Genomic DNA, 21,579 nt, shown 5'->3' on the forward strand with positions numbered 1-21,579 from the left:
TGCGCATCCGGTTGAGATATCGCATTCGTCGTTCTTGCATGGGTCGACAGGCGAAGTATCCAAAAACGAAAAAAGATTGGCTCGATGGCCAGAGCCTTTCTGTGCCTTCGACTCTGCGCCGTTCGCATTCTCAAGGCGGAAGCCTGGGCTTGTCGTTTTTTTGTACGCTGCCGCGCGTCGGCTTTGCGCAACTGCCGCGGCGTTACCCGGTGATCCGCGACGCGGGTTGCGTGACCTGCGCGGCGACGCCGTCCGGCTGGATCGGACTGTGACGAACCTTCCAGTCGCGACCGATTCGCAAGATCGCTTGATCGCCGATCCTCCCGCCGGTGCTTCGTCACGCTAATGGCGATACGTCGGTGACGCTCTCCGCCTTCGCCTACATCGACGCGGCCGATCTGGATTGCGGAGGCGTCCGCTAGGCAGCCGTTTGCGCGCAGGCAGCAGAGGCTCCCGCCTCGGGTCTATCTTTAAAGAAGTGAGAGATCGTTTTCCATGGCTCGACGCCGTCTCGATCCGTAACGATCGCAGACGGCGCGATGCCACGCCTGTCCACGCGGGCCGCGGGTGAAGCGGCGCGGCGCAAGGCCGGATCGGAACAAAGCGATCAGGACAAAGCGACAGCGCGGCCGGCGACATGCACCTGGACGATGCGCAGTTGCGCGTCCAGCACCACCAGGTCGGCGCAGGCACCGGGCTCGATCCGTCCGCGATCGGACAAGCCCAGGTAGTCGGCCGGGAACGTGGAGACGCGATGCGCGGCGTCGGCCAGGTCCAGGCCGACCTCGACCAGATTGCGCAGCGCTTGATCCATGGTCAGCGCGCTGCCGGCGAGCGAACCGCTGGCCAGACGCACGCAGCCCAGGCATTTGTGCACGCGTTGCGAACCCAGCGCGTATTCGCCGTCGGGCATGCCGGTGGCGGCGGTGGCGTCGGTGACTGCGTACAGGCGCGGGATCGCACGCAGCGCCAGACGAATGGCACCGGCATGCACGTGCTGCAGATCGGGGATCAGTTCGGCGTATTCGGCGTGGGCGAGTGCGGCCGCCGCAATGCCGGGACGGTAGTGGTCGACTCCGGTCATGCCGTTGAACAGATGGGTAAAGCCGGCCGCGCCGGCGCGCAGCGCGGCCACGCCGTCTTCGTAAGTGCCGGCGCTGTGGCCGAGCTGGACGCGGATGCCCATCGCGCTCAACTGCGGGATCAGTTCGGTGTGATGGCCGATTTCCGGCGCCAGCGTCAACACCTTGATCGGCGCCAGCGCATGCAGACGCTGCACCGATTCCAAGGTGGCCTCCACGGTCAGTGGCGGCTGCGCGCCAAGGCGCTGCGGACTGATGAACGGCCCTTCCAGATGCACGCCGAGCACGCGCGCCGCGTCCGGGTCGGGCTCGGCGATGGCCGTGGCGAGGCCGCGCAGCGCATGGGCGATGTCGGCTTGCGCGGCGGTCATGGTGGTGCCGAGCAGGGCGGTGGTGCCGTGTCGCACGTGCGCTCGCGCGACGGTGCGTGCGGCGTCGCCGCCTTCCATCAGGTCCACGCCCGCGGCGCCGTGCACGTGCAGGTCGATGAAGCCGGGCAGGACGATGGCATCGTCGGCTGCGTTATCCGAGCCGCCGATGTCTTCGATGCTGCGGATTCGATGATCGAAACCGATACGGCCGCGGCGCCAGCCCTCGGACGTCAGGATGCGGCCTTGCAGGCTGCGCAGTTCGCTCACGGCGGCGGCTCGGCGATGATGGTTTCGATACCCAGTTGCAGCAGGCCCTCGCGGTAGCGGTCGTCGATGCCGGCGTCGGTGATGATGGCGTGGACCTGGTCGAGCCGGGCGATGCGGTGCAGACTGACCCGGCCGAACTTGGAAGCGTCGGTCAGCACCACGATCCGGCGCGCGCGCTCGACCATGCGGTGATTGAGGCGGGCTTCGGCCTCGTCGTGGGTGGTCAGGCCGAACTGCAGATCCAGGCCGTCCACGCCGAGGAACAGGGTGTCGAAGCTGTAGGCATTGAGGCTGGCCTCGGCCTGGCTGCCCTGCAGCGACAGCGACTGCTTGCGCAGCAGGCCGCCGCTGAGCAGCACGTCCACCCCGGGCGCGTTGGCGAGTTCCCAGGCGATGTTCAGGCCGTTGGTCATCACCGTGACGTCGCGATGGCCGCGCAGGTGACGGGCCAGGGTCATGGTGGTGGAGCCGGAGTCGATGATGATGTTGTCGCCGGCTTGCACCAACTGCGCGGCGCGCGCGCCGATGCGCTCTTTCAGCGGCAGGTTCAGCGCGTCTTTCTCATGGATGTCCTGTTCCTGCGGCGGCGTGCGCACCAGTGCGGCGCCGCCGTGGGTGCGGGTGGCCAGGCCCTGGGATTCGATGTGGCTCAGGTCGGCGCGGATGGTCACCGCCGACACGCCGAAACGCTCGACCAGCTCGGCCACCTGCACCGAGCCGAGCTCGATCAAGCATTGCAGGATCTGCTGCCGGCGGGAGCGGGTATTGCGAATGGCCATCGGTCGGTCCGCGCTGAAAAACCAAGATTAGCCGTTCGCCGCGACGGCGGCGCTGGACGCGCGCTCGCCGGACGCGCGCTGACCGGCCGTGTTCGCCGAGCAGGCGCGGGCGTATTCGTCCAGGCACAGCCCGATGCGGTGCCGGACCAGGGCCTCAGGGCTGTTGGCCAGGGTGCCGGCGCGCACTGCGCGGTATTGCTCGGGCAGATGCTGACTCAACAGGAACGTCGGCGGCGCATGCGCGCGCAGGTTGTCGAACAAACGCTGCACGGCGGCGAGCAGCGCCGGCTCGCCCCAGTAGTAGCGGCAGCGGTCGCTGAGTGCGTACAGGCGCAGCAGATGCAGTTCGTGTTCGTCGCCGTGGTAGTGCTGCTGCCAATGGCGCGGATTGTCGAGCATGCAACGCTCCAGCACCTGCGGCAGGTTGGAACCTTGCTCCGGCGGCAGCAGCTCGGCCTCGATCGCGGCCAGCGCGAACAGCGCCTCGCGGTAGGCGAAGGTCGCAGCCGGGCCGACTTTGAGGATGGCGAAGTGGTCGCGCACCAGTGCGTGCAGGCCGTCCTCGCGCTGGTAATCGGTGGAGTGCGCCTCGAACACGATGCGCGGCTGGCGTTCGAGGAAATCGGCCAGGGCCTGGGCCGCGGCGGGGTCGTAGTCGTGCACGCTGCTGTGGTCGAAGTCGACGCCCGGCTGCACCACCATCGCGATCACCCGCTCCCACGCAGGCGCCAGATCGGGCGCGGCGAAGGCTTGGCGATGGATCGCCAGGGTCTGTTCGGCGGCCTGTGGCGTGGTCACCGCCAGACCGCCGGCCAGCGAGGCTTCGCCGCCCGGCACCGGCACTTCGGTGCCGATCACGTACACCGGCGGCGGCAGGCCGTGCGCGGCGGCGGTGCGTTCGGCGATGCGCGCCAGTTCGGCCGAACGCGCGGCGACGGTCGCGTCCGGCAGCGGGGTGGGATCGTCGGCGCAGGACATGCTGCAGTCCAGGTGGATCTTGTGGAAACCGGCGGCGACGTAGGCTTCGATCAGCACCTGCGCGTGGGCCATGGCCTCCTGTGCGGGTCGCTTCTGCCAGGCGTTGGGGCCGAGATGATCGCCGCCGAGCACCAGTCGTTCGGCGGGGAAATGTTCTGCGCGCGCCAACGCGAGCACGTAGTCGCGGTACTGCGGCGGGGTCATGCCGGTGTAGCCGCCGAACTGGTCGACTTGGTTCGAGGTCGCCTCGATCAGCAGCAACGTCTGGTGACGGCGGGCCACGTCCATCGCGGCGCGCAGCACCAGCTCGTTGCTGCAGCACACGCTGTACAAGCCGACGTTGAGGCCCTGGCGGTGGGAGGCGATCAGCGATTGCACGGGCGACATGGCGGGGCTCCAACGCGGTTCAAGACGGGCGGACTCAGTACAGGCGCACTCAGTATCAGCAGAGGACTCACGACAACGCAGGCGGCCAGGCCAGCAGCGCGGCGCCTCGCGCGCCGCCGGCATCGCCGAAGCGCGGCGGCACGATCGGCGGTACCTGCACGCCATCGAACAGATGCGCGGCGACCGCCGCGGGCAGTACGTCGTACAGCGGCGCGTGCTGCGACAAGCCGCCGCCGAGCACGATCACGTGCGGATCCAGCACCAACACCAGCGCCGCCAGGCTGTGGCCGAGCAGGTCCAGATGGATGGACAGAACTTGGTGCGCGCGCGCGTCGCCGGCTTCGGCCAGGGCGATCACCGCGCCGGCATCGGCGGCTTGTCCGGCGAAGTGGTGGTGCAATGCGACTAGGCCGCTGCCCGAGACATAGCGCTCCACGCAACCGCGCAGACCGCAGGCGCAGTCCAGCACAGGCAGGCCGTGGCGCTGCAGCAGATGCGCCGGCACGCTCCAGTGGCCCCATTCGCCGGCCAGGCCGTTGAAGCCCGCGATCAGCCGGCCGTGCAGGCAGTAACCGCCGCCGGCGCCGGTGCCGAGAATCGCGCCGAACATGCTCGGATAACCCTCGGCGGCGCCGCCATGCGCTTCGGACAATGCGAAGCACTGCAGATCGTTGCCGAAGTGCAGCGGCCGCTGCAGTCGCGTCTGTAAGTCGGCGGCCACGCTGTGGCCGGTCAGCGCCGGCACGTTGGCGCTGAGCTGGCGGCCGCTGCGGCGGTCGCGCACGCCGGGCAGGGCGATGCCGATCGCCGTGCCGGCGTGGCCGAGTTCGGCATCGGCCGCGGCCACCAGCGCTTCCAGCGCGGCCAGGAAGCCGGCGTAGTCGCCCTGCGGTGTGGCGATGCGCTGACGGTGGCGCACCTCCAGCGCGGCATCGCAGGCGACCAGTTCGATCTTGGTGCCGCCGATGTCGATGCCGTAGCAGATCGCGGCGGACAATCCTTCAGCCTTGGGCGCTTCAGCCATGGTGAATCGTAACGCCCTTGACCACCCGATTGACGGTACCGTCCGGGAACGGGTTGTCCGGCGTCAGGCCGAGCGCGGCCGAGCGTTGCAGCGCGTAGATCTGCGCGAAGATCAGCCACACCGGCGCCAGCCAGCTGTCGACGAACGCGACATCGTCCAGCGGCGGCACGCGCAGACTGTGGTCGTCATTGCTTCCGATGTCGGCGTGCGGGCCGATCGCCAGCACTTGCCCGGCCACGCCGTCGCGGCGCAGTTCGTCGAGCAGGTCTTGTTCGTAACGGCGCGCCAACGTTTGGTTGCTGCGCAGCACTACGACCAGGGTGTTGCCGTCGAGGGTGGATTTGGGCCCGTGGCGGAAGCCCAGCGGCGTATTGGCCAATGCCAGAACGCGGCCGGCGGTGAGTTCGAGCACTTTCAGTGCGGCTTCGCGCGCCAGCGCTTCGAGCGGACCGCTGCCCAGGTAGATGACGCGATCGAACGGCCGTCGCGCCAGCGCCGCGACCGGTGCGTCCCATTGGGTCAGGCCTTCGCGAGCGAGCGCGGCCAATTGCTGCAGGCGCTCGATGCGCCGCGGCCAGGGCGCGGCGTCGAACACGCTCAGCGCCGCCAGCAGCATGCAGCTCAGGCTGCTGGTCATGGCGAAGGCGCGGTCGCAACTCGGCGCCGGCATCAGCAGGGTGCAGGTGTCTTCGCGGCCGGCGCCGCGGCGGGCGAGTTCGCCCTCCGGATTGCAGGTGATGTCGAGAAAACGCGCGTTCCCGACCTGCGCGCGCACCACTTCGACCGCGGCCACGCTCTCCGGGCTGGAGCCGCTGCGGCCGAAGGACACCAGCAGGGTCGGGCGATCGTGTTGCAAATACAACGCAGGATGGGTCAGCAGACTGGTGGTGTGCACCGCGCGCACTTCGGCCGGCCACTGCGCGTTGATGTGGTCGGCGACCAGGTCGGCGATGAAGCCCGAGCTGCCGGCGCCGGTGAACAGCACGCGCTGGCGCGGATCGTTGAGGCAGTCGCCGAGAAAGGCTTGCACGCGTTCGCGCGCCTGCGCCAGATCCTGGGCCAGGCCATCCCACAAGCCCGGTTGTTGGGCGATCTCGGCGGCGGTATCGGCTCCGCCCAGGCGCTGCCAGGCGGACAAGTCGGGGAGGGGAATGACGTCCATGGAGGATTCCTGTTGAGCGAGGGCACGATCTGCGTTTTCTTTCGGAAAGTCAATTATCGAAAGTAAAACAAAAGAAATAGACCGAATGAGCTTCGTGTCCGTCCACGCCAAGTAAAAGCGAAAGAAACGGCGGTCCAAGCTTTCGCCGAGAGCTTAATGGGGCTTTTGCGATGTTTAGAAAGTATTGCAACGCACAATCTTTCGTTTTGCCGGTAAATTTCTTCCTTTTTTCTTTCAATTCATTGACAGCTTTCGAATTCCTGCCCTAGAGTCGGCCGCAACAGGTTTCGAATGCCCGCCGAGCGGGCCCTGGGGGCAAAGTGCAATTCCGCGTGTGTCGTCCGCGTGTGTCGATCGCGATGGTGTCGAGCACGATCCTGGCTGCGCTCCTGGCGTCGGCGCTGCCGGTCATGGCCGAGCCGGTCGGCAATCTGCGCGCGGTCCGCGCCGGAACCGGAGCGACGCCGAGCTGGGAGCTGAGCACCGACACCGGCAGCGCGCTGCGCATCGAGGTGTTGGCGCCGGACATCGTGCGGGTGCAGGCCGGACGCCGCGGCAAGCTGACACCGGCAGGCGACAAGGCCGCGCCGATCGTGCTGCCGCAGCCTGCGGCCCAGGTCGCGGCCAGTCTGGAAGAAGACGAAACCGAAGTGCGCGTGCGCACCGATGCGCTGGTGCTGCACGTTCAACGGCAACCGTTGAAGCTGCGGCTGGAGCGGATCGACGGCGAGCGCCGCGTGTCGCTGTGGCAGGAACTGCAGCCGTTGGATCTGGACGCGACGCAGAGCGTGCAAGTGCTTTCCTCGCAACCCGACGAAGCCTTCTACGGCGGCGGCCAGCAGAACGGCCGTTATCAATTCAAGGGCCGTGAACTGGAAGTCTCTTATTCCGGCGGCTGGGAAGAGGGCGACCGCCCCAGCCCGGCGCCGATGCTGCTGAGCTCGCGCGGCTGGGGCATGTTGCGCAACACCTGGAGCGACGGCAGTTACGATTTGCGCCAGCCCGATCAGGCCACGCTGCTGCATCGCGAAGATCGCTTCGACGTCTATTACTTCGTCGGCGAACTGCCGCGCTTGCTCGAACGCTACACCCGACTGACCGGCCGTCCCGGTCTGTTGGCGCGCTGGGCGCTGTCCTACGGCGACGCGGATTGCTACAACGACGCGGACAACGCCAAGAAGCCCGGCACCGTGCCCGAAGGCTGGCACGACGGCCCCACCGGCACCACGATCGATGTGGTCGAGAGCGTGGCGCGCCAGTACCGCGAACACGACATGCCCGGCGGCTGGATCCTGCCCAACGACGGTTACGGCTGCGGCTACAAGCAGCTGCCGGAAACGGTGAAAAGGCTGGCGAAATACGGTTTCCGCACCGGTCTGTGGACCGAGAACGGCGTCGACAAGATCGCCTGGGAAGTCGGCACCGCCGGCAGCCGGGTGCAGAAGCTCGACGTGGCCTGGACCGGCAAGGGCTACCAGTTCGCGATGGACGCCAATCAATCGGCGTTCAACGGCATCCTGCACAATTCCGATTCGCGCCCGTTCCTGTGGACGGTGATGGGTTGGGCCGGCATCCAGCGTTATGCGGTGGCCTGGACCGGCGACCAGAGCGCGAGCTGGGATTACATCCGCTGGCATGTGCCGACCTTGATCGGCTCGGGCTTGTCGGGCATGGCGTACGCCACCGGCGACGTCGATGCGATCTTCGGCGGCAGCGCCGAAACCTACACCCGCGATCTGCAGTGGAAAGCCTTCACTCCGGTGCTGATGGGCATGTCGGGCTGGTCGTCGGGCGCGCGCAAGCATCCGTGGTGGTTCGACGAGCCTTATCGCAGCATCAATCGCGATTATCTGAAGTTGAAGATGCGGTTGACGCCGTACATGTACGGTCTTGCGTTCCAGGCCGCGCAGACCGGTGCGCCGCCGGTGCGCGGGCTGATGTGGGATTACCCGCAAGACCCGCACGCGCGCGACGAGGCCTACAAGTACCAGTTCCTGCTCGGCCGCGATCTGCTGGTGGCGCCGGTGTACCGCAGCCAGGCCGCGAGTCGCGGCTGGCGGCGCGGCATCCATCTGCCGGCCGGGCGCTGGATCGACTACTGGGACGGTCGCAGCGTGCAGGCCGGCGCCGCCGGTCGCGAACTCGATCGTCAGGTCGACCTCGCCACATTGCCGCTGTTCGTGCGCGCCGGCGCGATCGTGCCGATGTATCCGAGCATGCTGTTCGACGGCGAAAAGCCGCTCGACGAGATCAGCTTCGACCTCTACCCGCAGGGCGATTCGCAATACGCGCTGTACGAGGACGACGGCAACACGCGCCGTTACGAGCAGGGCGAATCGAGCACGCAACAGGTGCGGATGAGCGCGCCGGCGCAGGGCAGCGGTGCGGTGACGGTGCAGATCGATGCGGTGCAGGGCCAGTACCAAGGCCAGTTGCCGCAGCGCCGCTACGCCTTGCGCGTGCTCAGCCGGCAGGCGCCGCGCACGGTGACGCTCGACGGCCGCGCGCTGCCGAAGCTCGCCGATGCCGCCGCGCTGCAGACGGCGGCCGAAGGTTGGTACTTCGATCCGGCCCAGCGCAAGGGCAGCGTGCACGTGCGTACCGCCGCCATCGACATCCGCAAGCCGCTGCGATTCGCGCTGGATATCGCCACCACCGCGGCCGCCGCCGACGATGTTTTCCCGGCCGCGCCGGCGCTCGGCCGGGCGTTGCCGGCCGACAGCCTGTTGGTGGTCAATCGTCCGGCCGAGGAACCCGGCCATGCCTTGGAAAGAGCGTTCGACGACGACGCGAGCACATGGTTCCGCAGCGTGCGCAACCAGGCCGTGCGTACCGGTGCGCACGAATGGACGGTGGGTTTCGGCGAGCGCAAGTTGATCGACGGCATCGAACTGGCGCCGCGCAACGACAAGAACTGGAAGCACGGCCAGATACGCGACTACGAGGTGTACCTGGGCGACAGCAACGGCGAATGGGGCGAGCCGATCGCGCGCGGCCGCCTGCAGCTCAAGCAGGAACCGCAGCGCATCGATTTCCCCGCGCGCGCCGGCCGCCTGCTGCGCTTCCGCGTGCTCAGCGTGCAGAACCCCGAGGGCGACGGTGCCTCCGCCACCGATCCGATGGTCACCGCTGCCCAGAACAGCGCGGCGCGCGCGGTCGATGCACTGCAACCCCGCGACGTCGGTCCGATCGCGTTGTCGAGCTTTCATATCCTCGAACATCTCGAACCGGAGCGGCCGGCACAGCAGCGCTATCTCTCCGAGCTGCCGTTGCCGGCCGCGCTGGCCGGGCAAGTGCGCGCCAATCACGCTTTGCGCGGCGACAGCGCGCTGCGCATGAACGGCCTGCTGTTCCGCCGCGGCCTGGGCGTCGGCCCGACCAGCCGCATCGATCTGCGTCTGCAAGGCCAGTGGCGTCTGTTGCGCGCCGACCTGGGCATCGACGACGCGTGCCGCGCCGCCGGCGGTCTGCAGTTCCAGGTCTGGGGCGACGGCCGCCTGCTTTACGACAGCGGATTGGTGAAAGCGCCCGGCGTGGTCAAGCCGGAACTCGACATTCGCGGTTTGTCTTCTTTGAGCCTGCGCACGCTGGGTGCGCAGGGCAGCCAACCCGCTCAGGTCTGTGCGAACTGGGCCAACGCCGTGCTGATCGGCCAGGAGGGCGATACCGCCAGCATCCTCGCGCCATGAACCCACCAAACTCGTAACACCGCTCCTCCCCCGCCCACATCGACTGCGGCCATCCGGCCGTGGCCCGGGGTTGCTATTGCCTTTCGTCCGCCATCCGCGCCGCAGTCCTGCCAGGAGAGTTCCGATGTTGCCCGCAAGCCGCCGTCAACGCGCCAATCGCCAGCCCCGCATCCCCGTCACCCCGTTGTCGTTGGCCCTCGCCGCCGCGCTGCTGGGCCACGCCACGCTCGCTGCCGCACAGGATGGCGCGAACAGCACCGACGGCAAGGACAAGACCACCGAACTGGCCCGCATCGAAGTCACCGGTTCCAACATCCGGCGCACCGATGTGGAAACCGCGTCGCCGGTGCAGGTCATCAGCAAGCAGGACATCGAGAACATGGGCGCGCGCACCTTGTTGCAGGTGCTCGACAACCTGCCGGCCGCGCGCCCGGCGCAGCAGGATTCGCGCTCGCTGTTCACCGGCTCCGACGGCGCTTCGCAGGCCAATCTGCGCGGTCTGGGCGCGCAGGGCACGCTGGTGTTGCTCAACGGCCGACGTCTGTCGTACTACGGCGCGCCGGCCGGGTTCCAGACCCAGTTCGTCAACATCGACTCCATTCCCGCCGCGGCGATCGAGCGCATGGAAGTGCTGACCGACGGCGCCTCGGCCGTGTACGGCACCGACGCGGTCGCCGGCGTGATCAACGTGATCACCAAGCGCAACTATCAGGGCGCGGAGGTCAGCGTCACTACCGACAAGTCCTCGCGCATCGATTCCTACGGCGAGCACCAGGCCAGCATCACCGCCGGCTTCGGCGATCTCGATAAAGACCGCTACAACGTCTACGCTTCGGTCAATCTGTACCGCCGCGATGCGATCCCGCTGAGCGACTTCTACGACAAGCGTCCGAAGCAGTATTACGTCAACAACCCGAACTACCTCAACAACCTGCGTCTGGGCACCGGCAGCAAGCCGGGCGTGTTCAATCCCGGTACGTATTTCGCCTTCGATCCAGCCACCGGCAGACGCGTGCAGGAAGCCGCGCCCGGTTGCAACAACGTGCTGACCACCGAAGTGGCCGGCCCGCGTTGCATCGCGCAGACCTGGATGAACAGAGAGGTCGACGCCGGCGCGCAGACCGAGCGCATGACCGGCTACGTCAACGCGCATTTCCTGATCGGCGAGAATACCGAAGCGTTCACTGAGCTGACCTACACCGATATCGACCTTCGCGCCAATGGCGGCACGCCTACGTCCTTCAGCACCACGACCGGCAATCCGAGCAGTTGGTTCTCGCGCAATACCGGCACCTCGGTCAATCAGTTCCGGTATCCGTTTCTCGGCCCGAACAACGAGTACAACCGCGCCAGTCCGCAGTTGAAGGCGTTGATGGGCGGGGTGGTGGGCCTGCAGTACCTGCTGCAGGACGCCGGCGGGGACTACTTCGGTCAACGCAACACCGACAAGAGCTACCGCGCGCTGGGCGGTTTGCGCGGCACAATCGGCGATTGGAACTGGGAAACCGCGTTCGCCACCGCCGGCACGCACTCGGTCACCTACCAGACCATCAACGTCAACCTGAAAGGTTTCGAGAAGGCGTTCGGTCCGTACACCATCGATCCGGGCACCGGCCGGGTGATCATCTCCGATCATCCGGCGTACAAGTTCGGCGAGATCAGCGAGGCCAATGCGGCGTTGTTGCGCGGGGCCTATCCGACCTTCGACATCCATTCCTGGACCCGCCTGCACACCCTGGACGGCAAGATCGAAGGCCCGCTGTTTTCCTTGCCGGCCGGCGAAGTGCGCGCGGCGTTCGGCTTCAACGTCAGCCGCGAAACCTTCTACACCCCGGGCAACGAAGACGCAGCCAACGGTCTGATCACCCAGCAGGGCGGTTCGTGGTTCGACGGCAAGCGCAATACCTACGCGCTGTTCACCGAGGCCGTCGCGCCGCTGACCGACAAGCTCGAACTCGACGCCGCGTTGCGAGTGGACAAGTATCCGAACTTCAACGCCAACGTCGCGCCGAAGATCGGCCTGAAGTATCAGGTGCTGCCGCAGCTGCTGTTGCGCGGTACTTATTCGGAAGGGTTCCGCGCCCCCAGTCTGGCCGAGGCCGGCACCGGCGGCGTATTCGCCCAGCTCGGCGGCTACCGCGACGAAATCCGCTGCGACGAGACCAACGCCATCGCCAATCTGCTGCGTCAATCGCGCCGCGGCGGCGACGTGGACCTGGGCAACTCGCTGCTCAATGCCGACTGCGGTCGCACCGTGGCGCGCATGACCCAGCCCAACCAGGACCTCAAGCCGGAGAAGGCCAAGATCGCCACACTGGGCTTCGTGTTCGAGCCGCTCGACTGGTTGTCGGTGTCGGCCGACTACTGGTTCATCTACCGCCGCAACGAAATCGCCGCGCCGGATTTCAGCAAGCAAGAGGACATCCTGTCCTCGACTCGTTCGCCGATCACCGAGTCCGATCGCGCAGCGCTCGCCGCGTTGGCGGCGATGTGCGCCGATTCGGCCAGCGGCGTGAGCTGTCCGGGCACGCTGCCGGGCTACAGCGTCGGCAACGTGGCCAGCGTCGTCGGCCAGTACAAGAACAAGGGCCGCACCCTGATCGACGGTTTCGACATCGATGCGCGCAGCCGCTTCTCGCTGGGCGAGTGGGGCAGCCTGAATGTGGGACTGGCCGCCACCATCGCCGGCCGCAACCGGACCTACCTCGACGACGAAAGCGGCTGGTACTACGGCGACACCGTGGGCTACTACAACAACCCGCGCCTGCGCGCGACGATCAACGCCGACTGGAACTACCGTCAGGTGACCACCAGCTTCTTCGTCAACTACGTCGGCAAGACCAAGTGGGCCTGGGAACGCATCGACGAGGAAGACAACAATCCGCAGACCTGCACCGCCGGACATCTGGCGTTGCCCAAGGCGCAATGCGACGGCGTCCCGTCCTGGTGGACGGCCAACCTGAGCGCGACCTGGCGTCCGACCGAAAAGCTCAACATCGGTATCACCGTCAAGAACCTGTTCGATCGCCTGCCGTTCTACGATCCCAACAGCTTCCTCGGCGATTCCAGCGATTACGCCAGCATCTTCGGCCGCAGCTACAGCTTCACCGTCGGCTACAAATTCTGACGATGGCCGCATCGCGCCGGCGCGTGCCGGCGCGATCTCGCGGGGAGGCGTCTATGCCCATCGCGGCGGGTCCCCGATGGGCTGCATCCGGGCGACGCCGTGCATCTTTCCGCCGCCTCGGAAAATCGTGTCGGCGCTGCGGCATCGCCGATCGAAGGACAGCCGACTGCGCGCGCATGATCGCGTGATCGCCAGGCAGCTCACGGCACCACTTCGAATTCGCTCTTCTGGCGGATATCGTCCGAGCCCGAGCCGACCATGACCCGGAAGGTGCCGGGCTCGACCACGCGGCGCATCTGTCGGTCCCACAGCGCCAGGTCGTCGGGTTTGAGAGTGAAGCGCACGGTCCGGGTTTCGCCGGGGCTCAGGTGCACGCGCTCGAAACCGCGCAGGTTCTTCTCGTACGTCGTAACCGAGCTGACCAAGTCCCGCGTATACAGTTGAACCACTTCGTCGCCCGCGCGCTTGCCGGTGTTGCGCACATCCACGCTTACCGATACTTCGCCGCCCACGGCGACCCGCGACGGCTCGATGCGCAGGTTGGAATAACCGAACGTGGTGTAGCTCAGGCCATGGCCGAAGCTATACAAGGCGCCGTTGACGCGCGACGTCTCGCCTTCCCATTGCGCATTGGGCTTGCTGGGAAAGTTCATCGGTATCTGCCCGGCGGTTTTCGGGAAGGTGACCGTCAACTTGCCGCCCGGGTTGTAGTCGCCGAACAGTACGTCCGCGATCGCGCTGCCGCCGTGGTCGCCGGGAAACCAGGTTTCCACGATGGCCGGCACGTGTTTGTCGGCCCAGTTGATCGACAGCGGTCGGCCGTTGATCAGGACCAGCACGACCGGGGTGCCGGTCGCCTGCACGGCCTGCAGCAACTCGTTCTGTCGTCCGGGCAAGTCCAGGCTGGTGCGCGACAGGCTTTCGCCGACGGTGTGGTCCGAGTCGCCGAGCACAAGGATGGCGACATCGGCGCCCTTGGCCGCCTGCACCGCCGCATCGATCCCGGCGCGTTCTTCCGCGGTGAGCGGCTCGGGCTGGATTTCGATCTGCGGCCAGTTGGCGCCGCTGGCGTCGACGCCCTTGGCGTAGCGGATCGTGGCGGCGCCGCCGAGTTTGGCGCGCACGCCCTCCAGTACGGTCACCGTATCGCCGCCCGACGGGCCGTAATGGCGGTGCGCATAACGATCGTCGTCGGCGTTGGGCCCGATGACGGCGATCGTGCGCAGGTCCTTTCGCAGAGGCAGCGCATCGCGCTCGTTCTTCAACAGCACGATGCTTTCACGCGCGGCCTGCAGCGCGACCTGCCGATGCTCCGGCGAGTTCACCAGTCGCGCGGTGGCTTGCGCATCTTCGATATAGGGCCGATCGAACAAGCCGATGCTGAACTTCACCCGCAGAATGTCGCGCACGCGCGCGTCGATCGTGGACATGGACAATCCGCCGTCGCGCACCAGTTCGCGCAGCGGCAGCAGGAAATTGTCCGGCGGGGTGAAATTGGTGCGGATGTTCAGACCCGCCTCGACCGCCTGGCGAACGGCGTCCTTGGGGTCCGCGGCGACCGCGTGTTTGGTGTGCAGATACTCGACCGACTCGCTGTCGGAAACGACATAGCCCTTGAAGCCGAAATCCCCGCGCAGGCGCTTGGTCAGCCAATAACGGCTGCCGGTGACGGGAATGCCGTCGTAGTCGTTGTAGGAACTCATCACTCCCAGAAGGCCGGCCTCGCGAATCGCCGCCGCGAACGGCGGCAGGAAAATGTTTTCGACTTCGCGCGGACTGGTCTGCGGATCCGTGCGCGCTTCGCCCTCGCGCGCGCCCTTGTTGTTGCTGTACACGGCGAAATGCTTGGCGGTCGCGGCGACGGTCATGTCGTGTTGCAGTCCCTTGACCATTTCCACGCCCAGGCGTGAGACCAGATAAGGATCTTCTCCATAGACCTCTTCCATGCGCCCCCAACGCTGATCACGGGCGACATCGAGGATCGGCGCGTACACGTTGGTATAGCCCAGCGCGCGCGCCTCCAACCCGGTGATGCGTCCGATCCGGCGCACCAGCTCCCGGTTCCAGGTATGGCCGATGCCCAGTTGCGACGGGAAGTTGGTTCCGGCGTAGGACTCGATGCCGCGAATGCCTTCGTTGGTGAAATCCACCGGAATGCCCAGGCGCGTGTCTTCGATAAAGAAGCGCTGCACCTGGTTCATGGCCCACACGTGCTTACCGATGTCGGTAGCGTAGACACTGCGCGCGCCGCTGCCGAAACCGTTGAGATGCTCGTCGATGTTGCCGACGCCGTCCTTCCAGATCGCCTGCCGCCATTGCGGCGTCGGCAACTCGTCCTTGAGGATGCGGCCATAGCCGTACAGCGTGACCATCTGCCCGGTCTTCTCGTCGGGCGTCATTCGCGCTAACAGGTCTTCCACGCGTTCGTCGATCCGCGCGCGGCGATCTTCGTACACGTCCTTGCGGCCGTTCTTGTCGAGGTCGATCCAACCCTCGCGGTAAAGGCCGGCCTTGTCGTCGGCCCATGCGGGCAGGACCGCGGCGATCGCGATGCACGCGGCGGCGATCGATCTGGAACCTACCGTCGCGCGCAATTGATGATTCTGCTCTTGCATGGGCATGCCCCGAATGTCGTGGCCCGTAGACTATCGCGTCGCGCGAAGCGCTACGAGCCCGTGGTGCCCGACTTGCGTCCGGGCCTGGCCGGCCGAAAGCGGTATCGGCGATCGCGCCGTCGCCTTCAGGCCGATTCGGCCGCGGACGCAGGCGATTCACTTGCTCAGCACGACCAGCGGCTTGCCTTTCTCGACGATATAGGTCGCAAGCTCGGCGGCTCTCTCGCGTCCGACGTTCTTCACCTCGTGGTTCGTCCCGGCCGGGATGAACAAGACTTCGCCCGGCTTCAGCGTGACCGGCGCTCTGCCCTCGATGCGATATTCCAACAAGCCGTCGATCGCATAGACGATCTCCTCACCGGGGTGATGATGATTGGGAGCCACGACGCCAGGGGCGAAATCGACGCGTACCTGCACGGCTTCGCGACCGGGCACGCTCAGATCGTGCCGCTGCAGATCGGTGCGGGTGATGCCCGACGGCGGCTGCGCGGAGCCGGAGGAAGCGAACACCGACAGGCCGATCAGCGCCGCTCCGGCGAATGCGATAGGCAGATAGCTCTTCATGACTGGCTCCGAACTTTCGAGTAGGCCGGACACGCCGGCGATGAGTCCATTAGGGAGCCGGGCTGTATCGCCACTGTGTCGGGCGACTGTCGATTTGTATCTCAATGTAGCCCCGCCCAAGGTTGTCGAGAGTCGGGTGGGGCGGGCGCGACGCCGCGTTCGTCCGCTTTAGAAACGCGACTGCGGTCATCGCGCGGCCGCTTCGCACTGCGCGAATCGGCGGGCCGATGCATGCTCGCGAGTTCGTCGTGGATCGCCGCTCGCAATGATGAATCGGGAGCCGTCCGCGCTGCTGCCATGCTGCGCTGCGACAAACAAAACGGCGGAGAAAGCGCTTTCTGTCGAATCTGTTACAGCGTCCGTCCGGGTTTATTGACAGCGCTGTCATCCGCGTGTCAAATCGCCCCGCAACCCCTGAGGGGCGTGGCAGGACGTGCCTGCATAACCATCGTGAGATCCTGGGGAGGAGTTTCGATGAAGCAAACGCGTGTTGCCCCACGGCACACCCTGTTGACGTCCGCACTGCTGTTGGCGCTTGCCCAGCCGGTGTGCGCACAGAGCACCACACCGGCTCCGGACACCGCCGCCGACCAGGAGCGCCGACCCGGCGCCGCGGGCGAGGCGAGGACGCTCGACACCGTTGTCGTCACCGGCATCAAGGGAAGCCTGACCTCGTCGATGAACCTCAAGCGCGATGCGCAGGGCGTCGTCGACGGCATCGCCGCCGAGGACATCGGCAAGTTCCCCGACACCAATCTGGCCGAGGCGCTGCAGCGCATCAGCGGCGTGTCGATCGACCGCAACAGCGGCGAAGGCTCGCGCGTCACCGTGCGCGGCGTCGGCCCCGATTTCAACCTGGTCTTGCTCAACGGCCGGCAGATGCCGACCGCGACCGGCGGCGGCCGCGCTTTCGAATTCAGCGACCTGGCCGCCGAATCCATTTCCGCGGTCGAGGTCTACAAGACCAGCCGCGCCGCCACGCCCGCAGGCGGCATCGGCGCCACCATCAACATCAAGACCGCGCGTCCGCTCGATAATCCGGGAACGCACGCCAATGCCGGCATCAAGGGCATCTGGGACGGCTCCGACGACGATCTGCCGGGCTCGCTGAAGGGCAGTTCGGTCACTCCGGACGCGTCCGGCATCTTCAGCACCACCACCGCCGACGGCCGTTTCGGCGTGTCGCTGAGCGCGAACTATCTCAAGCGCGAGTCCGGCTCGGCCTCGGCGTTCGTGGCCTCGGGCAACGGCTGGCGTCCGTTCATCGATACGCCGCTCGCCAGCGGCGAAGGCTCGGGCTCGGCGTTGCCGAAGCCGGGCGCGCCGGGTTCGGAGAACATCACCAATCGCCCCGGCCCGAACGACGTTTATTCGATGCCGCAGAGCCTGGGCTACAGCGTCAACTCGGTGAAGCGCGAGCGGCTCAACAGCCAGCTCACCTTCCAGTGGAGGCCCGTCGACAACCTCACCGCCACGCTCGATTACACCTACTCGCAAAACAAGATCGAGTCGATGCGTAACGATATGTCGGTGTGGTTGAACTTCACTCCGCGTCAGAGTTCGTGGACGCCGGGATCGGGTTCATCGACGCTGCTCTACGACGAGCGTTACCCGAACAATTCCGACTTCGCCAACGGCACCGGCAAGTCGGCGGTCAAGCGCGAGAACAAGTCGGTCGGTCTCAACGTCGACTGGCAGGTGACCGACAAGTTCAATTTGAACCTCGACTACCACCGCTCGACCGCGGAATCCTTGCCGGACAGCCCCTACGGTTCGAGCAACACCCTGGCCAGCGCCGGCTTCTACCGCGCCGGCAACATCATCGACTTCAGCCGCGACTTCCCGGTCCTGACCCTGCTCCTGCCGAACGGACAGAGCGCGATCGATCCGGCGCAGCAGCTGATCACCGGTTCGATATTCCGCAACGATCGCCACCACGCCGAGATCGAACAGTTCCAGGCCAACGGCGAGTTCCAGTTCGAGGGCTACTCGAAGTTGAATTTCGGCGTCGCCACCACCGACTACGAAAACCGCTCGGCGTTCACCAATGTCCAGCTCGACACCTGGGGCGGCGCCACCAGCGTCAACGACTACCCCGATTCGGTGTGGCAGCTCGCCCACATGGGCGACTTCTTCAACGGCGTCAGCGGCAGCCGCGATCCGCGCTTCACCGATTCGTTCTTCATGTTCGATTTCGATCAAGTCCGTCAGTTGGCTGAAGACGCTTGGGTGAAGGCCGGCAAGGGATCGCGCGAAGACTACCGTGCGAACTTCGATTACAGCGGCGCCCCGGTTCCCGGCAGCACCGCCAACCGCACTGTCGGCGACAGCCGCGTGCGCGAGGAGTCGAAGAGCTTCTACGTGCAGTGGAGCAATACCTTCGACTGGAAGTTACCGGTCAACGTCGCCGCGGGCGTGCGTTACGAGCGCACCAAGGTCAAGGCCTCGGCGCTGCAGCCGGCGCCGGTCGGCATCGACTGGGTTTCGGAGAACGAGTTCATCATCCGCTACTCCGGTTCGCAGTTCCGCGAGCTCGACGGCGACTACAAGTACTGGCTGCCGAGTCTGGATGTGTCGGTCGACCTGACCGACAACATGAAGCTGCGCGCCAGCTACGGCGAGTCCATCGGCCGGCCGAATTGGAGCAACCTCAATCCGGCGCTGAGCGTCGGCGGCCAGGCGCGCTTCGACGGCGGCGGCGGCGGCGCGGGCAATCCGGCGCTCAAGCCGTTGGAATCGAAAAACTTCGATCTGTCCTACGAGTGGTACTACGGCGAATCGAGCTATCTGTCGGTCGGCTACTTCCGCAAGAAGATCGACAACTTCATCGCCAACCAAGTCAGCCGGCAGAGCCCGTACCCGGATCTGCACACGCCGTCGGGCGGCAACTATTGGAACGCGGCGATCGGCGCGGGCGGCTGCGCGGCCACCGACCGGCCCTGCATCCGCAGTTACATCCTCAATACCTTCAACGGCCAGCCCGGCGTGGTCAGGACCGGCACCAATGCCAATGGTTCGCCCACCGGCACGATCAGTGGCTTGGCCGGCGATCCGGTGCTCAGCTTCAACATCACCGAGCCGGTCAACAATCGCGCCGATACGCTCGACGGTTGGGAGTTCAACGTCCAGCATGTGTTCGGCGAATCGGGCTTCGGCCTGTCGGCGAACTACACCATGGTCGATTCGGGTCTGACCTACGACAACGGCCGCCTCGGCACGCAGTTCGCGATGACCGGACTGAGCGACTCGGCGAACCTGGTCGCGTTCTACGAAAAGGGCCAGTGGCAAGCGCGCGCGGCCTACAACTGGCGCGACAAGTTCCTGACTGCGCTCGGCGATGGCAAGGGTTCCAACCCGATCTACGTCGAAGCCTACGGTCAGTTGGACATGAACGTCAGCTATGCGGTCACCGACAATCTGGTGTTGTCGGTGGAAGGCATCAACGTGACCGACGAGACCATGCGCACGCATGGTCGCAACAAGCGCCAATTGTACTCCTACGATCAGTCCGGGCCGCGTTACATGTTCGGCGTGCGCTACAAGTTCTGATCGCGGCGCCTTACCGTTGGCGCGCACAGGTCGGCCGTGGTTTCGGCCGGTCTGTGCGGTGCCGACGGCGGGGACGGCGGGCCTCGTCCACGGCCAGTCCCGCCGAGCCGGATGCTGGACAGCGGACGAGGCCTTCCCCTCGACGCGTTGCGGGTACATCCTCCGCGGAACCGGGGCCCGATGGGACATTCCCACCCATGGCCCGCACCGATCTTGGAAACCGCGATGTCCCAGGCCGTGCTGCTCAACAACATCGACCACCACGACCTGCGCGTGGTCACCGTCCGCGGCGCTCGCTACGGCGACGACACGATGCTGGCGCCGACGTTCTTTCGCGAGTTCCGCGAGCTGCAGGCTTACTATCCGGTGGTGTTCCAGAAGACCGCCGAGGGCGGCTTCCAGTCGGTGGCGCTGCTGGGCTTGCGGCAAAACGAGAATCTGTTTCTGGACAATATGTTCCTGGACAAGGAACATCCGGACGGGCAGCGCTGGGATGCGCATTACCTGCCGATGGCGATCGAACGCCTGCCGTTCCTGATCGGCATCGCCGACGATGAGCCGATGATCCACGTCGACCTCGATCACCCGCGGGTGATCCGCGGCGGGGAGGAAGGCGAGGCGCTGTTCCTCGAGCACGGCGGCACCACCGTGTTCCTGGAGCGCATGGCGTCGGTGCTGCGCACCCTGCACGACGGCCTGCGGGACAACGCCGCCTTCATCGCCGCGCTGCTGCACCATGAGTTGCTGGAACCTTTCGCGCTCGACGTCCAACTCGACGATCGATCGCAGCATCGCCTGTCCGGGTTCCACACGATCGACGAATCCCGCCTGCGCCGGCTCGACGGCGCGGCGCTGCACGAACTGTCGCGGGCCGGTTATCTGGAAGCGGCGTACATGGCGCTGGCTTCGATGACGCACCTGCGCGATCTGATCGAACGGATGAACCGCCGACATGCCGCCGATCGCTAAAGCCATCGAGGAACTCCAGGACATCGACGCGGCGGCTTTGCCCGAGGCGCTGCTGCATCCGACCCGGCCCTACGTTCTGCGCGGCGTGGCGGCGCACTGGCCGATCGCCCGCGCCGGCAGCGCGTCGGCGCAGGAAGCGATCGCCTATCTCAAAGGTTTCGTGAGCGATCTACCGGTGACGGTCAGCGTGGCGCCACCGGAAGCCGGCGGACGGATCTTCTATCGGCAAGACATGCTCGGCTTCGACTTCCGGCAGGAAAAGGCGCCGTTGACGGTCGTGCTCGACACCTTGCTGCAACAGCTGGCCGATCCGGCGGCGCCCACGATCTATGTCGGCTCGACCACGATCGAGACTTGGCTGCCCGGCCTGCGCGACCAGAACGATCTGGGATTCGGCCGGCTGGGATCGGGCGAGCCGCAACCGTTGGCGAGCATCTGGATCGGCAATCGCACCCGCATCCCCACGCATCAGGACGTACCGGACAACATCGCCTGCGTGGTCGCCGGCCGGCGTCGCGTAACGCTGTTTCCGCCCGAGCAGTTGCAGAACCTGTACATCGGGCCGCTCGACCGCACGCCGGCCGGACAGCCCGTGAGCCTGGTCGATGTGGCGGCGCCCGATCACGACCGCTTTCCGAAGTTCGCCGAAGCGCTGCGTCATGCGCAGACCGCCGAACTGGGACCCGGCGACGCGGTGCTGATCCCGAGCATGTGGTGGCATCACATGGAAGCCCTGGAGGCCTTCAACGTGCTGGTCAACTACTGGTGGCGGCAGTCGCCGAGGTGGATGGACACGCCGATGAACGCGTTGATGCTCGCGATCATGAGCGTGCGCGACTTGCCGCCCGAGCAGCGCGAGATCTGGCGCGAGGTGTTCCGCCATTACGTATTCGACGCCGACGCGCAAACCGCCGCGCATATTCCGCGCGCGGCGCGCGGCATGCTCGCGCCGATAGACGAAGTCCGCGCCCGCGAACTGCGCGCGCGCCTGCTGCAGGCCCTGAACCGTTGAGAGA

Annotated in this window: 12 protein-coding genes; 5 read left to right on the plus strand and 7 right to left on the minus strand. The window is 66.3% G+C overall.

From position 1 onward, the window contains the following. Positions 1-607: 607 nt before the first annotated feature. From nagA to ACTOWJ_RS05055, 5 genes are all read right to left on the minus strand, one after another. On the minus strand, positions 608-1,720 hold the full coding sequence (gene nagA, locus ACTOWJ_RS05035; RefSeq protein WP_441333509.1) for an N-acetylglucosamine-6-phosphate deacetylase: 1,113 nt from the start codon (positions 1,718-1,720) through the stop codon (positions 608-610). Next, entirely contained in the window at positions 1,717-2,493 is a 777-nt protein-coding gene (locus tag ACTOWJ_RS05040) for a DeoR family transcriptional regulator (protein WP_441333881.1), read from the minus strand. Before ACTOWJ_RS05040 ends, nagA begins: the two co-directional genes overlap by 4 nt. A gap of 33 nt (positions 2,494-2,526) precedes the next feature. After that, on the minus strand, positions 2,527-3,864 hold the full coding sequence (locus ACTOWJ_RS05045; protein ID WP_441333510.1) for a D-tagatose-bisphosphate aldolase, class II, non-catalytic subunit: 1,338 nt from the start codon (positions 3,862-3,864) through the stop codon (positions 2,527-2,529). 67 nt (positions 3,865-3,931) lie between these two features. Next, entirely contained in the window at positions 3,932-4,888 is a 957-nt protein-coding gene (locus ACTOWJ_RS05050; protein ID WP_441333511.1) for an ROK family protein, read from the minus strand. Continuing rightward, a complete protein-coding gene (locus ACTOWJ_RS05055; protein ID WP_441333512.1) occupies positions 4,881-6,050 on the minus strand; it encodes an SIS domain-containing protein in 1,170 nt (389 codons plus the stop codon). The genes ACTOWJ_RS05050 and ACTOWJ_RS05055 overlap by 8 nt, the downstream gene beginning before the upstream one ends. 359 nt (positions 6,051-6,409) lie before the next feature. On the opposite strand from ACTOWJ_RS05055, the gene ACTOWJ_RS05060 reads away from it, so the two are divergent. Both ACTOWJ_RS05060 and ACTOWJ_RS05065 read left to right on the plus strand, forming a co-directional pair. After that, a complete protein-coding gene (locus tag ACTOWJ_RS05060) occupies positions 6,410-9,739 on the plus strand; it encodes a TIM-barrel domain-containing protein (protein WP_441333882.1) in 3,330 nt (1,109 codons plus the stop codon). Positions 9,740-9,863: 124 nt separating this feature from the next. Next, a complete protein-coding gene (locus ACTOWJ_RS05065) occupies positions 9,864-12,866 on the plus strand; it encodes a TonB-dependent receptor domain-containing protein (protein WP_441333513.1) in 3,003 nt (1,000 codons plus the stop codon). A 200-nt stretch (positions 12,867-13,066) separates the two neighbouring features. Here the strand turns inward: ACTOWJ_RS05065 and ACTOWJ_RS05070 are convergent, their stop codons facing one another. Together ACTOWJ_RS05070 and ACTOWJ_RS05075 are read right to left on the minus strand one after the other, a co-directional pair. Then, positions 13,067-15,481 (minus strand): glycoside hydrolase family 3 N-terminal domain-containing protein, encoded by a 2,415-nt coding sequence (locus tag ACTOWJ_RS05070; RefSeq protein WP_441333514.1) that lies wholly within the window; start codon positions 15,479-15,481, stop codon positions 13,067-13,069. Between the two features lie 156 nt (positions 15,482-15,637). After that, complete coding sequence (locus ACTOWJ_RS05075; protein ID WP_441333515.1) at positions 15,638-16,045, minus strand: cupin domain-containing protein; 408 nt, start codon at positions 16,043-16,045, stop codon at positions 15,638-15,640. 474 nt (positions 16,046-16,519) lie between these two features. Here ACTOWJ_RS05075 and ACTOWJ_RS05080 point away from each other — a divergent pair, with 474 nt between their 5' ends. The 3 genes from ACTOWJ_RS05080 to ACTOWJ_RS05090 all read left to right on the plus strand — a co-directional run bounded on the left by ACTOWJ_RS05080 (position 16,520) and on the right by ACTOWJ_RS05090 (position 21,575). Further along, entirely contained in the window at positions 16,520-19,594 is a 3,075-nt protein-coding gene (locus tag ACTOWJ_RS05080; RefSeq protein WP_441333516.1) for a TonB-dependent receptor, read from the plus strand. Between the two features lie 225 nt (positions 19,595-19,819). Then, positions 19,820-20,563, plus strand: a complete 744-nt coding sequence (locus ACTOWJ_RS05085) for a SapC family protein (protein ID WP_441333517.1) — start codon at positions 19,820-19,822, stop codon at positions 20,561-20,563. Then, positions 20,547-21,575, plus strand: a complete 1,029-nt coding sequence (locus ACTOWJ_RS05090; protein ID WP_441333518.1) for a cupin-like domain-containing protein — start codon at positions 20,547-20,549, stop codon at positions 21,573-21,575. The genes ACTOWJ_RS05085 and ACTOWJ_RS05090 overlap by 17 nt, the downstream gene beginning before the upstream one ends. Positions 21,576-21,579 lie beyond the last annotated feature (4 nt).

This window comes from Lysobacter sp. CA199, from assembly GCF_052078715.1.
Classification (GTDB): Bacteria; Pseudomonadota; Gammaproteobacteria; order Xanthomonadales; family Xanthomonadaceae; genus Lysobacter.